Annotated in this window: 8 protein-coding genes and 1 pseudogene; 1 reads left to right on the top strand and 8 read right to left on the bottom strand. The window is 67.9% G+C overall.

Annotated elements, in window-relative coordinates:
* Nucleotides 1-58: 58 nt before the first annotated feature.
* The 6 genes and pseudogenes from AUCHE_RS12755 to purD all read right to left on the bottom strand — a co-directional run bounded on the left by AUCHE_RS12755 (nucleotide 59) and on the right by purD (nucleotide 8,097).
* Nucleotides 59-2,023: a collagenase gene (locus AUCHE_RS12755; RefSeq protein ID WP_006503737.1), complete on the bottom strand. Its 1,965-nt coding sequence runs from the start codon at nucleotides 2,021-2,023 to the stop codon at nucleotides 59-61.
* 286 nt (nucleotides 2,024-2,309) lie between these two features.
* The gene (gene purL, locus AUCHE_RS12750) at nucleotides 2,310-4,670 is read right to left on the bottom strand and encodes a phosphoribosylformylglycinamidine synthase subunit PurL (RefSeq protein WP_006503736.1); all 2,361 of its coding nucleotides are present in this window, start codon (nucleotides 4,668-4,670) and stop codon (nucleotides 2,310-2,312) included.
* A 1-nt stretch (nucleotide 4,671) separates the two neighbouring features.
* Nucleotides 4,672-5,343 (bottom strand): phosphoribosylformylglycinamidine synthase subunit PurQ, encoded by a 672-nt coding sequence (gene purQ, locus AUCHE_RS12745; protein ID WP_006503735.1) that lies wholly within the window; start codon nucleotides 5,341-5,343, stop codon nucleotides 4,672-4,674.
* A 185-nt stretch (nucleotides 5,344-5,528) separates the two neighbouring features.
* Nucleotides 5,529-5,771: pseudogene (purS, locus tag AUCHE_RS17575) on the bottom strand (phosphoribosylformylglycinamidine synthase subunit PurS); the annotation flags it as partial.
* A 77-nt stretch (nucleotides 5,772-5,848) separates the two neighbouring features.
* Nucleotides 5,849-6,757: a phosphoribosylaminoimidazolesuccinocarboxamide synthase gene (locus tag AUCHE_RS12735; protein WP_006503733.1), complete on the bottom strand. Its 909-nt coding sequence runs from the start codon at nucleotides 6,755-6,757 to the stop codon at nucleotides 5,849-5,851.
* A gap of 47 nt (nucleotides 6,758-6,804) precedes the next feature.
* A complete protein-coding gene (gene purD, locus AUCHE_RS12730) occupies nucleotides 6,805-8,097 on the bottom strand; it encodes a phosphoribosylamine--glycine ligase (RefSeq protein ID WP_006503732.1) in 1,293 nt (430 codons plus the stop codon).
* A gap of 274 nt (nucleotides 8,098-8,371) precedes the next feature.
* On the opposite strand from purD, the gene AUCHE_RS12725 reads away from it, so the two are divergent.
* The gene (locus tag AUCHE_RS12725; protein WP_006503731.1) at nucleotides 8,372-10,618 is read left to right on the top strand and encodes a HelD family protein; all 2,247 of its coding nucleotides are present in this window, start codon (nucleotides 8,372-8,374) and stop codon (nucleotides 10,616-10,618) included.
* Here the strand turns inward: AUCHE_RS12725 and AUCHE_RS12720 are convergent.
* A complete protein-coding gene (locus AUCHE_RS12720) occupies nucleotides 10,530-11,609 on the bottom strand; it encodes a hypothetical protein (protein ID WP_006503730.1) in 1,080 nt (359 codons plus the stop codon). The two genes, AUCHE_RS12725 and AUCHE_RS12720, sit on opposite strands and share 89 nt — an antisense overlap.
* Before the next feature lie 212 nt (nucleotides 11,610-11,821).
* A complete protein-coding gene (locus tag AUCHE_RS12715; protein WP_006503729.1) occupies nucleotides 11,822-13,621 on the bottom strand; it encodes a lysine--tRNA ligase in 1,800 nt (599 codons plus the stop codon).
* Nucleotide 13,622: the final 1 nt, after the last annotated feature.

Genomic DNA, 13,622 nt, shown 5'->3' with positions numbered 1-13,622 from the left:
CGAGCGATGTCTCGGGACCGGAAGCACCAGGTCACCGGTTCTCCGGTGTCGGAGACGATCAGCGGCGCAGCGCCGGCGCGGGTTCGGGCGTCTTGGCCCGGCAGGCCCCGGCTGCGCACCGTTTCAGCCAGTCGGCGAATTCGTCGTCGTAGGCGGTGCCGATGCTGCGGGTCAGGTAGTGGCGGGCGTTGTCCCAGTCACCCTGCCGGTAGTAGTTCAGCACGGTGTCCACCTCCCGAGGGTGTTCCTCCAGCATGAATCGGGTGGCCAGGTAGCTCCACCGGTAGATCCGGTTGGTGTCGTGCTTGTAGGTGGTGTCGAAGAGCGTGCTGAGCCGGTAGCGAGGACGTGCTGCCTCGGAGATGGCTTCGGAGTAGTCGATACCCCGGTAGGTGTAGGAGACGTATTCGGCGATTCCTTCGACCCACCAGATCGTCGGGGTCTTCATGTTCTCCTCGAAGGAACCGAACATGTTGAACCTGCCGTCGAGATAGTGCGTGTATTCGTGGTTCAAGTTCCAGATCTGATAGCCGGGTTTCAACCACGGAGCCCGATAGGCAATGAATCGTGCTTGATTGTTCTCCGCATGAGGGTCACCTTCCAAATACATTCCACCGTTATCGGTGTCGATATTGAAGATCGCATTTCCGTACCATCGATAATCGTTCGGCGAGTTGAAGACGTTGATCTCCAGTTTTTGGTTGCGGTCCCCGGCGAGCGGCCCGGGGTCGCGCACGGTGCGGTGGAAGAAGGCGTCCTGACCCCGCAGGCTCCGGCAGGCGTCGTCCAGATCGGCCGGATTCGTGGTCTGCGCGACGAAACGCAACGAGTCCGAGCAGTCGACGGTGGTCGGGAAGATCACCTTCTTCAACCGGTTCGCCAGGTCACAGGTGCCGTAGTCGGCGCAGGCCGCCCGGTCCAGGTCCTGGGCCATCGCGCCGACCCCGGCGTACAGGGGTGCGGTCCGACCGGTGATCTGCGTCTTCGACAGCAGATCCACGACCAGGGGTTTCGCCGCTGCTTTCACGGCAGGGTCGCCGAGGAAACGGGCCAGCTCACGTCCAGCGTTGGTGACCAGGAAGTGGTTGTCTCCGGCCAGGAGTTCGACATGGTTCACCGCGAAGTCCCGTAGCAGGACGAGCACGGACGGGTCCGCGGCGACCGCCTGCACGAAGGCCGGCAACTGGTGCCCGCGGAAGAACACCGTGTACGTGTTGTTGACCGCCAGGATCATGCTGCGGTGACGGTCATGACCGGGGCCGTACGAGGTGAGCAGCTTCTTCAGCACGGGAAGATAGTGCGCATTCAGCTGCGCGCTGTCGATCAGGGTCACCGCTTCGGCCAGCGCGACACCATTGCTCTCGGTGACCTGCCAGGCCTGGGACCGGGCGAAGAAGGTGTCCAGTGCGGCACGTACCGAGGTGGACAGGGCGCTGCTGTAGTTGCCGACGAGGGCGCTGTGACCGTATTGGACGTAATAGCCCGCCCGCAGGTAGAGCACCAGTTGGGCGACGCCGTCGTCACCCTGGCCGGTGTAGGAGGCAGCTCGGCGGCGTAGTTCGTCGGCGACCGCAGCCATCTGTGATTCACGGAAGAGGGCGTTCACCTCTCCGCTCGGCGGGTAGAAGAGGGTGTTGATGCAGTCGGTGGTGGACGAGGCCACCTTCGCGGCCAGCGCGGCGCCGGTGAGCCCGGCGAATTCTGCCGAGCGGCAGCTGCGGGGGTCGGCGCGGGGGAGGGAACGCAGCCGGGGGTCCTGGCGGGTGCCGCCCTGGTCCGTCCTGGTCGGCGCCGAAGCGGTGGCGGGTCGGTCGAGGGAGGGCCTGCGGGTGCGTCGGTCCTCGACGGGGAGGTCGTCGGCGGCTTTCGGGCTGAAGATGTCGGGCAGGACCGGCGTACTCCGGTCGTCGGGGCCGGTCGTTCCGGTCGCCGGGGCCGTGGCGGTGTCATCCGCCGTCACAGGGGCCGCTCCGGCACCGACGGGGACGGCCAGGGAAAAGGAGAGCAATGCGGAAAAGAGCATGGCAGAGCGATGGATTGTCATCGGACGGGACTCCGATCAAAGGTGAGGAATAACGCTGCGGAACAGGAGATATTCGCTGCCAGGCCTTTATGCCGTAGCACAGGCCAGCGATATTCACGACGAGAGATGACTCAGTCGCTTACTCAAATCATGGCCCACGGAATCGCAAGTGCGATGAATATCTGCGCCTACTAATATTCACCCTTAACTTTTCCCGTTAATATGCATGTCGGGGGTGTTCTCGGACATATGTCCGAGAACACCCCCGACCGGGATGCGATGTGGGTCAGGCGCCCAGGACCTCCGGGAGCGTCGCCCGGTGCAGCTGAGCCAGCTCGTCGACCCGCACGCTGAACTCGCCGTCTACCACGAGTTCGGCGCCTCCGGTCTCACCGATGCGGACGCAGGGCACGCCCAGCTCGGCGGCCGCGACGAAGGTCGGCTCGATCTGATCGGCGCGCACCGCCACGAGGCAACGCGCGGCACTCTCGGCGTACAAGGCCACGAAAGCGTCCACCGAATCGCGCATGATCAGCTCGGCCAGGTCCAGACGCGCACCGACCCCGTGACGGATCGCCGACTCGGCCACAGCCACGGCCAGACCACCGTCTGACAGATCGTGCGCGGCGGCGAAATAACCGGCCTGTGTCGCACGGGCGAGCAACTCAGCCAGGGCCTTCTCCGCGGGGAGATCGGCCTTGGGCGGCAAACCGCCCAGGTGGCCGTGGAGTACATCAGCCCAGGCCGACCCGCCGAGCTCGTCCCGGGTCGTCCCGAGCAGCATCAGGGTCAGGCCCTCGTCCTTCCAGTACGACGACGTCCGCCGGGACACGTCGTCGAGCACACCGAGCACACCGACCACCGGGGTGGGGTGGATCGCGGTGTCGCCGGTCTGGTTGTAGAAGGAGACATTGCCTCCGGTCACCGGGATGCCCAACTCACGACAGCCGGCGGCGAGCCCCATCACCGTCTGTTCGAACTGCCACATGACCCCCGGGTCCTCCGGGGACCCGAAGTTGAGGCAGTCGGTGACGGCCAGAGGTCGGGCGCCGCAGGCGGCCACATTGCGGTAGGCCTCGGCCAGAGCCAGCTGGGCCCCCGTGTAGGGGTCGAGCTTGCAGTAACGGCTGTTGCAGTCGGTGGCCAGGGCCACTCCCCGGCCGGTCTGCTCGTCGACCCGGACCAGCCCGGCGTCGTCCGGCTGAGCCAGGGCGGTGTTGCCCATGACATACCGGTCGTACTGGTCGGTGACCCAGCTCTTGTCAGCCAGGTTCGGGCTGGACACGAGCGTCCGCAGGATCTGTCCCAGTTCCTCGCCGTCGGCGGGGCGGGGCAGGATCGAGGCCATATTGCCCTGGAGCTCGGCAAGGTACTCCGGCACTTCGACCGGACGCTGGTAGACCGGCCCGTCGTGGGCCACGGAACGCGGCGGGACGTCCACGATGACCTGCCCCTGGTAATGGACGCGGAGCCGGTCGCCCTCGACGACCTCACCGCAGACCGTCGCCTCGATCTCCCATTTACGGGTGATCGCCATGAACTCGTCGAGCTTGCCCGGTTCGACGACGGCCATCATGCGTTCCTGGGATTCGCTCATGAGGATCTCCTCGGGAGCGAGATGGGGGTCGCGCAGCGGCACGTCGTCGAGCCAGACGTCCATACCGCCGTCGCCGGCACTGGCCAGCTCGGACCAGGCGCAGGACAACCCGGCGGCGCCGAGATCCTGGATACCGTCGACCACTCCCGCGGCGTAGAGCTCCAGGCAGCACTCGATCAGGATCTTCTCCTTGAACGGGTCGCCGACCTGCACGCTCGGCCGTTTCGTCGGGCCATCGGCGTCGAAGGTCGCCGAGGCCAGCACCGACGCCCCGCCGATGCCGTCGCCGCCGGTGCGGGCCCCGAAGAGCACCACCTTGTTGCCAGCGCCGGAGGCGTGCGCGGTGTGGATGTCCTCGATGCGCATCTTGCCGACGCACAGCGCGTTGACCAGCGGGTTTCCCTGGTAACAGGGGTCGAAGACGACTTCACCGCCGATATTGGGCAGGCCGAGGCAGTTGCCGTAGCCGCCGATGCCCGCGACGATACCGGGCAGCACACGGTGGGTGTCGGGATGGTCGAGGGCACCGAAACGCAGCGGGTCCATCACCGCGATCGGCCGGGCCCCCATCGCCATGATGTCGCGGACGATGCCGCCGACGCCGGTGGCCGCACCCTGATAGGGCTCGACGTAGCTGGGGTGGTTGTGCGACTCGACCTTGAAGGTGACCGCCCAGCCGTCGCCGATGTCGACGACGCCGGCGTTCTCGCCGATACCGACGAGCATCTTGGCTTTCATCTCCTCGGTGAGATTCTCCGCGAAGTGGCGGAAGTGCACCTTGGAGGACTTGTAGGAGCAGTGCTCGGACCACATGACCGAGTACATGGCGAGTTCGCCGCCGGTGGGTCGACGTCCGAGGATCTCCCGGATCTTGTCGTACTCCTCGTCGGAGAGCCCCAGCTCACGGTGGGGCAGTTCACGATCGGGGGTGGCCCGAGCCTGTTCGACGGTGTCGAGCACGGCTCCGTCGCGGGCGGTCGGCGCCGCGATGACCTGAGCGTTCTGCCCGTGTTCGTGCGGGGTCCGGGGTTCAGGATGCTGGTCTTCCACGTCAGGCTCCCACCATGCTCTGAAGGACGGAGGTGAAGAAGGGGCGTCCGTCGAGGCTGGGGCCGAAGCCCTCCTCGACGCAGTGCTCGGGGTGCGGCATCAGTCCGACCACGTTCCCGGCCTCGTTACAGATGCCGGCGATGCCGCGGTAGGAGCCGTTCGGATTGTCACCGAGGTACCGGAAGACCACGCGGCCTTCGGCTTCGAGTTGTTCGACGGTGTACAGGTCGGCGACGAAACAGCCCTCCCCGTTCTTCAGGACGATGGTGATCTGCTGCCCGTCGGTGAAATCCCTCGTCCACGGGGTGGCCGTGTTCTCGACCCGAAGGGGCTGGTCCTGGCAGATGAATCGACGTCCGGCGTTGCGGGAGAGCGCGCCCGGCAACAGGTGCGATTCGCAGAGCACCTGGAATCCGTTGCAGATCCCCAGGACGGGCATGCCACCGCGGGCGGCATCCCGCAGGGAGGTCATCACCGGCGCGAAGCGGGCGATGGCACCGCAACGCAGGTAGTCCCCGTAGCTGAATCCGCCGGGGAGGACGACGGCGTCCACGTCGTGCAGGTCGGCGTCGGCGTGCCAGAGGGACACGGCCTCTCCTCCGGCCAGTCGGATCGCGCGCAGGGCGTCGTGGTCGTCCAGGGTGCCGGGGAAGGTCACCACTCCGACGCGCATCAGTCGTCGTCCCCCTTGTAAGCGGCGGTGCCCTCGGCGCCCTGGAGCTGTTCGGCGCTGAGATTGCCGCGGTCGACCCGTGCCCGCCCTTCGTGGCGGCCGGCGCCTTCGGGGATCGGCGCGATCGCCCCCCAGCTCTCCGGATTGCCTTCGTCCTCCCAGTCGTAGGCGGTCTCACCTGTTTCGGCGTCGCGCACGGAGACGACGTCCTCGATCACGGGGTTCGACAGCAAGGTCTGGGCGGCCTCCCGCGCCTGGGCCAGGATCTGCGGGGTCACCGGGCCTTCCACCTCCAGGGTGAAGCGCTTGCCCTGCCGTACGTCGTTGAACTGGGCGAAACCCAGTCGGGGCAGGGCCCCGGCGACGGCTTGTCCCTGTGGATCGAGGATCTCCGGTTTGAGCATGACGTCGACGACAACGGTTCCCATTGGTAGTGCTCCTGTGCGGTCGGCGATTCGGGCGTTTGGCCCGTCCTGGACAGCCTATCTGCGTCGGCTGAGGGCTTTCACCTGCGGAACGGTGTTCCGGTCAAGGCCTCGTAGGCGGCGACGTAGGTCTGGCGGGTGCGTTCGATCACCTCGGCGGGCAATGCGGGGGGTTTCTCATCGGATGATCGGTCCCATCCGCTGGCCGAGGACATGAGCCAGTCGCGCACGTACTGTTTGTCGTAGCTGCGCTGCTGGCGGCCCTGCGCGTAGTCGGCGGCGGGCCAGAAACGGGAGCTGTCCGGGGTGAGGACCTCGTCGGCGAGGACGAGGTCGCCGTCCTCCGTCAGCCCGTACTCGACCTTGGTGTCGGCGATGAGGATGCCGCGGGGCGCGGCGATCTGCTCGGCGCGGGCGAGGATCCGCGTGGTCAGGTCGGCGACACGGTCGGTCAGGTCGGCGCCGATCAGACGGGAGACCTCGTCCCTGGTCATCGGCTGGTCGTGTTCACCCACCGGTGCCTTCGATGTGGGGGTGAAGAGGGGTTCCGGGAGTCGGGAGGACTCGAGAAGCCCTTCGGGCAGGGTGATCCCGCAGACGGATCCGCAGGCCTGGTACTCGGCGAGCCCGCTGCCGGTCAGATAGGCCCGGCCGATGCATTCGACCGGCAGCATCGACAGCCGTCGGACGAGCAGGGCCCGGCCGTCGACCTCCGGCGGGACATCGGTGGAGACCACGTGATTGGGCACGAGATCGGCGAGCCGTTCGAACCACCACAGGCTCATCCGGGTGAGGATGCGCCCCTTGTCGGGGATCTCCGAGTCGAGGACGTGGTCGAAGGCGGAGATGCGGTCGCTGGCGACCAGGAGCATGCGGTCCGCCTGCCGTTCACCGGTGTCCGGGTCCAGTGGCGCGTAGAGCTCCCGGACCTTCCCGGAGTAGACATGTTCGTAACCGGGAATCTGTAGGGGAACCTGCGGGGCGGTCATCTGTTCCTTCTCGGGGTCGCGTCCCGGAGCGCTTGCGGACGGGACGATCAGCAGGTGGGTGTGGGGATCTTCTTCTCCTGGGCGGCCAGGGCGATGTCGGTGCGATGGTGGCTGCCGCGCAGGGTTATCCGGCCGACGGCGGCGTAGGCCCGCTCCCTCGCCCGGGCGAGGTCGCTGCCCAGGGCCACGACGGACAGGACCCGCCCGCCGGCGCTGACCAGCTGGTCGCCGGAGAGCGCTGTCCCGGCGTGCAGGACGTCGGCCTCGTCGCCCACCTGGTCGAGGCCCTCGATCGGGTCTCCCTTGCGGGGCCCTTCGGGATACCCCTTGGCGGCGACGACCACGGTCACGGCGGCCTCCTGACGCCACCGCAGGGCGGGGAAACCGTCGAGTTCACCGGTGGCGGCAGCCGTCAACAGGCCACCGAGGGGGGTTTCCAGCCGGGCGAGGACGATCTGCGTCTCCGGATCCCCGAAACGAGCGTTGAACTCCACGACCCGGAGCCCTCGGGAGGTCAGGGCCAGCCCGACGTAGAGGATTCCGGCGAACGGGGTTCCACGGCGGCGCATCTCCTCCACGGTGGGTCGGGCCACCCGGGCCACGACCTGGTCGACCAGCCCTTCGGGCGCCCAGTCCAGCGGCGAGTAGGCGCCCATGCCTCCGGTGTTGGGCCCTTGGTCGCCGTCGAGTGCGCGTTTGAAGTCCTGGGCCGGTGCCAGGGGGACGACGGTCTGCCCGTCGGTCACGCAGAACAGGGAGACTTCCGGACCGTCGAGATATTCCTCGACGACGACGGTGGGCTGGTTCTCCCCCGGCGCGGGCTCCCGGTTCAGGCATTGCGCCGCGTGCGCCATCGCGGTCATGCGGTTCTCGGTGACGACGACGCCTTTACCTGCGGCGAGCCCGTCGTCCTTGACCACGTAGGGTGCGCCGAGGGCGTCGAGTGCTTCGGCGACCTGGTCCATCGTGGTGCATACGTGGGCCATGGCGGTGGGGACGTCGGCCGCGGCCATCACGTCCTTGGCGAAGGCTTTGCTGCCTTCCAGGCGGGCGGCACGGGCCGAGGGGCCGAAGCAGGCGATCCCGGCTTCCCGGACCGCGTCGGCCACTCCGGCCACCAGAGGTGCTTCGGGGCCGACGACGACCAGGTGGGCGTCGACCCGTCTGGCCAGGCCGGCCACGGCGGCACCGTCCAGGACGTCCACCTCGTGGAGCGTGGCCAGGTCTGCCATGCCTGGGTTGCCTGGGGCGACGTGCAGACGGCCCACTCCCGCGTCGCGGGACAGGGCGAGGACGAGGGCGTGCTCCCGAGCACCGGAGCCGACGACGAGGACGTTCACGACTCCACCCTATCGGCGCCTGGCCCTGCCGCGGTCCCTGTCGCCGCTGCGGCCTGCCCGATCCAAGGGAGACCGCAGCGGAAAAACCCGCCTGGATATCGAATATCCCTAATGGACAGTCGTTTTCATAGGTCTATTTATTCGTCGTGAAGCATTCGGTCCCGTCTCCGCCCTGTGCAGCCGACCTCCAGGAAAGGCATAGAATTGAGAACTTGCCCGCCAGGAGATCCCGGCGGCGAACGACCCACCACCGGACGACGAACAAGGGGTGCGAGTGGCCCACGTGGACCGCGATCAGGACGTCCTCACCAGAGAGCTCGCGACGGAACAGGCCCATGTGGACCGCGTCTACACCGAGCTCGCCGCTGCCGGACGACGCGCCGCATTGGTCCAGGCCGACGGGCTCGCCCGCGGACGCACCGACCGCACCGGCGACGTCCGCGACGAAGAGATCACCGGCCTCTTCGAACGGGACGCCCTGGTCTACAGCGCAGCGAAACGACGCGCCGCCCTCGACCGCGAACACGAAGGCCTCGTCTTCGGGCGACTCGACCTGGAACATGCCACCCGGAGCGGCGCCCTCGAACGGGAGATCCGGTACGTCGGCCGACTCGGGGTCCGCGACGACGACTACGAACCCCTGGTCATCGACTGGCGCGCGCCGGCCGCCGAACCCTTCTACCGGGCCACACCGACCTCCCCGATGAACGTGCTGCGACGCAGGGTACTGCGCTGCCGCGGCCAGGAGGTCGTCGGCGCGGAGGACGACCTGATGGTCTCCCAGGCACCGGAGGACCTGGTCGTCCTCGGTGAGGGCGCGCTCCTCGCCGCCTTGACCCGGAGCCGCTCGGGGCGGATGCGCGATATCGTCGCCACCATCCAGGCCCACCAGGACGAGGCCATCCGGGCCGCCGCTCGTGGGGTCGTGGAGATCACCGGTGGGCCGGGAACGGGCAAGACCGTGGTCGCCCTGCACCGGGCCGCCTACCTGCTGTACTCCGACCGGCGGCGTTTCGAACGCGGCGGAGTGCTGGTGGTCGGACCGTCCGCCGCCTACACCGCGTACATCGAACGGGTGCTGCCCTCCCTGGGCGAGGATTCGGTGGTCCTGCGCTCGGTGGGCGACATCGTCGACGCCGTGACCGCGGTGCGGGTCGACTCCCCCGAGGTCGCAGCCCTCAAGGGAACCCTGAAGATCCGCCGGGTGCTCGGCCGAGCGGCCCGGGACACCATCCCCGGTTCGCCGGAGAGCCTGCGGGTCATGGTGACCGGACGTCCCGTCCACCTCGACCGGCAGGCCCTGGACCGTATCCGACATCAGGTGCTGCGCCATCATCCGCGCAACTCCTCCCGGGAGGCGATGACGGAGGCCCTGGCCCAGGCCGCGTGGAAACAGGTGCTCGACGGCGACCGGGAGGACTTCCTGGACACCTTCCGCGAGCACCGGGACGTGGAGCGTTTCCTGGATGCCTGGTGGCGTCCGGTGGACCCACGCGAGGTACTCCTGTGGCTGGCCGACGAGCAGCGGACCAGACGGTATGTCTCCGGGATCTTCCCGGAGAAGGCCGCACCGCTGCTGGCGTCGTCCTTCCGGGACACCTTGGCGGCAGGCTCCTGGACGGTGGCCGATGCCGCGCTCATCGACGATCTGTCCTCCCGGGTGGGGATCGTCCCGGAGCGGGTCGACCACGAGCGAGGCTTCTACGAGGTCGATCTCCTCGACGACGCGGAGGCCGAGGCGGTGGCCACGGGGGACCTGCGAACCGCCCGGGTCGATGCGCCGGGGTCGAGCGCCCACGGTTACCGGGAGCGGGCCTTGGCCGATCCGTCCTCCCTCGACGAGGAGGCCCGCCGGGAAGCCCTGCTCCGCGGGCGGATCGACCGGCACGGCGATTACGCCCATGTCCTGGTCGACGAGGCCCAGGACCTGTCGCCGATGCAGTGGCGGATGCTGGGCCGGCGGGCGCAGTCCGCGTCGTGGACGGTGGTCGGCGACGCCGCCCAGGCATCCTGGGGGGATGCCGACGAGGCCCTCTCGGCGCGTGACCACGCTTTCGGACGGAACGGTCGGCGTACCTTCCACATGTCGACGAACTACCGGAACGCCCGGGAGATCTTCGACTACGCGGCGGCGGTGGTCCTGCCGCAGGTGCCGGACGCCGACATCCCTCAGGCGGTGCGGGAGACCGGGGTGGATCCGGTGGACGTCCGTGTTCCCTTCGACGAGAGGTCGGTGGTCCTGGCGGTGGCGGAGTCCGTCGCGGCCCTGGCCGAGGAGGTCGACGGGTCGATCGGTGTGATCACCCCGAAGCGGTGGGCCGACGCGGTGGCTTCCTTCGACGAGGGTGACGGGGGCCGGGTGGTCGTGGTCGATCCGTTGAGTGTGAAGGGTCTGGAGTACGACGCCACCGTGGTGCTCGATCCCGAGGAGATCACTGCGGAGTCTCCGGGTGGGGTTCGGGTGTTGTACGTGTCGTTGACCCGGGCGGCGCATCGGATGCATGTCGTGCACGTGGGCTGACGTCCCCGGCGTCGGCGTCCTCGGGCGTGGCGTCGGCGTCCTCGGCGCCCTCGGCCGTGGCGGGCCGGCTCTGTTCCGAGCCGGTCGGGGGCTGCGGTGTGTCTTCCTCGGCGGCGGCCGGCTCTGTCTTGCGGATTCCGAGCCAGGCCGCAGCCAGGACACAGGCCAGCGGCACCGCGACGAGAGGGTCCGCCACACCGAAGACGAACAGGTCGGTGCAGAAGACCACGGCGGGTAGGACGGAGACCACGAAGGCCGTGGTCCGCACCGGCGTCCGGGTGATGCCGTACTGGAAGAGCACCACCGGCGCGGTGATGCCGATCAGGGCGACGGCGACGATCGTGGCCAGGTCTGCGCCGGAAGGCGGGTTCTCTCCCGGCGACAGGGCGAAGAGCGCCGCGGCGGCCACCCAGCAGCCGTGGAAACGGATCGAGTTGATGTACCAGGTGCTGCATCCCTGTTTACCGAGCCGACGGCCGACTCGGATCACACCCAGCGCGCACAGTCCGGCTCCGGCGGCGACCAGCAGCCCGGCCGCCGTCCGGAACGGAGAACCGGTGGAAGCGCTCAACACCAGGAAGGCGACCACGGCCACGGCGATCAGGTAGAGGGACACCGAGGGCAGAGCAGATCGTCTTCCGCGGCTGGAGAGACCGAAGAGCACCGGTGCGACGGCTGTCTCGACGACGCTGGCCGCGGTGGGCAGGGTCAAGGTCATCGACAGGTAGAGGAGCACGAAGGCTCCGGCCGTGTAGACGTTGATCAGACAGATGTTCCGGAAGGTTGCCTGATGTTTGGGTTGGAGCGTGCCCAGCCGCGAAGCTGCTCCGAGCATCTCGGCGACGGCGAAGGCCACGAAGACCGTGAAGGCCGACATCTTCGGCGAGATCGTGTTCCCCACGAAGGACGCTCCGACGCCTTGCAGGATGACCGCGGTGACGACCACCAGCACGAAGAGGAAAGAATTTTCGGATGCGGTGGTCTCTTTCATCGGGCTCCCTCGCAGCTCAGGTCAGCTCAGGTCAGATCCGGTCCGATGTCGCGGCCCTGGCTGTGCCGGGTCAGGCAGTGAAGGGCACCATACCTGGTAGAGCTAAGTGAGTTTTCTTGTGCCACAAGGGATGTTATCCGCGCCGGGCTGTTGCCCACAGAACGGGGCGGGGCCGGCTTCGCCGTCCCCGCCCCGCCCGAGAGCCCGTACGGTCAACGACCGATCAGCTCACGCACCTTCTTCGGCCCGATGCAGAGCAACAAGGTCGGGATGCGCGGGCCGGTGTCACTGCCCAGCAACAGCCGGTAGAGCAAGGCGAAGAAGGCCCGCTGGTCGGCTTTCACCTCAGGGGGGAGTTTCTTCTCGGCCACGTCGAAACCGGCCTGCCGCTTCGGGATGCCGTACACCAACGTGGTCAGGCCGTCCAGCGTCCAGTCCTTCTCCAGGTCGGTGGCCAGCAGGTCCAAGGACTCCAACTGGTGCTTGTTCGCGGTGAACAAGGTCGCGGCGTCCTTGACGGAGCGCACCACCGTCCGGTCCCCCGGATCGGCCTGGGTGTTCACCCAGTTCGCCGCCAGGTCGTACCGGGGGCGGGCAACGTCCAGGTCGGTGATCCGCTCGTCCATCGACGACAGGATCCGCACCGCCTGCTCAGCGCTGCCACCGGTGATGTCGACCACCGAGCAGATCGCCCGATAAGCCACCGGCACACCCGTCCGTTCGAGTTCCCGCGTGGCCGTACGCACCGACCGGGCGTACATGGCGTTGTCACCGGGCTGCCCCTTACCGCCGGACACCTTGCGTTCGAGGGCGTCCCACTCGTCGTACAACCGGTGGATCTCGTTGTTGAAAGCCACCGTGAACGACTGGTTGGGCCGACGCCGCGCATACAACCAGCGCAGGACATGCGGTTCCATGATCGCCAGGGCGTCCGCCGGGGTGGGGACGCCTCCCTTCGACGAGCTCATCTTCGCCATCCCGGCGATCCCCACGAAGGCGTACATCGGACCGACCGGACGTTCCGCACCGAAGATCGGGGCCAACTGCTCACCCACGACCCAGCTGCTGCCCGGGCTCTGGTGGTCGACGCCGCTGGGTTCGAAGTCGACACCCTCGTGCGCCCAACGCATCGGCCAGTCGACCTTCCACACCAGCTTCCCGCGGAAGTCGCTGTCGAGCCGCATCGATTCCTCGACCTCGTCCCCGTCCGGCCCCGTGGCGACATAGGTCACCTCGGTGGTCTCCGGGTCGTACGAGATCACCCTGGTCGCGTCGGTACCGAAGGCCGAACTGTACGGACGGAAGGGGAAGTACTCCCCGCCGTCCGCCGTGCCGTCGTCCTCGCCGGCCGCGCCCGACCCCTCGGCCTGGGCTGCCTCCGCAGCGTCGGGCACATCTTCGGCCGAGGCGTCACCAGCCTCCGCGGACGGCTTCGTCCGGTACTGCTCGAGGACCGCAGCGATCTCCGCGCGCTTCTCCATCGCCTGCAACACCCGGTCGCGGTACACACCGGAGGTGTACTGCTCCGTCTGCGAGATACCCCGGTACTCCACGCCCAGTTCGGCGAGCGAGCTCTCCATCGCCGCCCGGAAATGGGCAGCCCACGAGTCGTGCTCGGATCCGGGCGGAGCAGGGACACTGGTCAGCGGTTTGCCGATGTGCTCACTCCAGGAATCATCCACCCCCGGCACCCCGAAAGGCACCTTGCGGAAGCGGTCGTAGTCATCCCAGCTGATGATGTGCTCACAGTCGATCCCACGACGTTTCAACTCGTCGGCGACCAGATGAGGCACCATCACCTCGCGCAGGTTACCCAGGTGGATCGGCCCCGACGGGGACAACCCCGACGCACAGGTGACCGTGTACCCCTCCAGGGAGCCACGACGACGTGTCACGTCCTCGACGACCTCGTCCGCCAGCCGGGCGACCCAGTCGGTCTCCTGGTTGTTCTGTGCTCCGTCCTTCTCGGCCTTCCTCGCCTTGTCCGGACGTCCTTGTCTTTCTTCGGTCACC

It is taken from the genome of Austwickia chelonae NBRC 105200, assembly GCF_000298175.1.
GTDB lineage: Bacteria > Actinomycetota > Actinomycetes > Actinomycetales > Dermatophilaceae > Austwickia > Austwickia chelonae.
The sequence above is the reverse complement of the archived record's forward strand: the minus strand, read 5'-3'. Positions and strand labels throughout refer to the sequence as shown.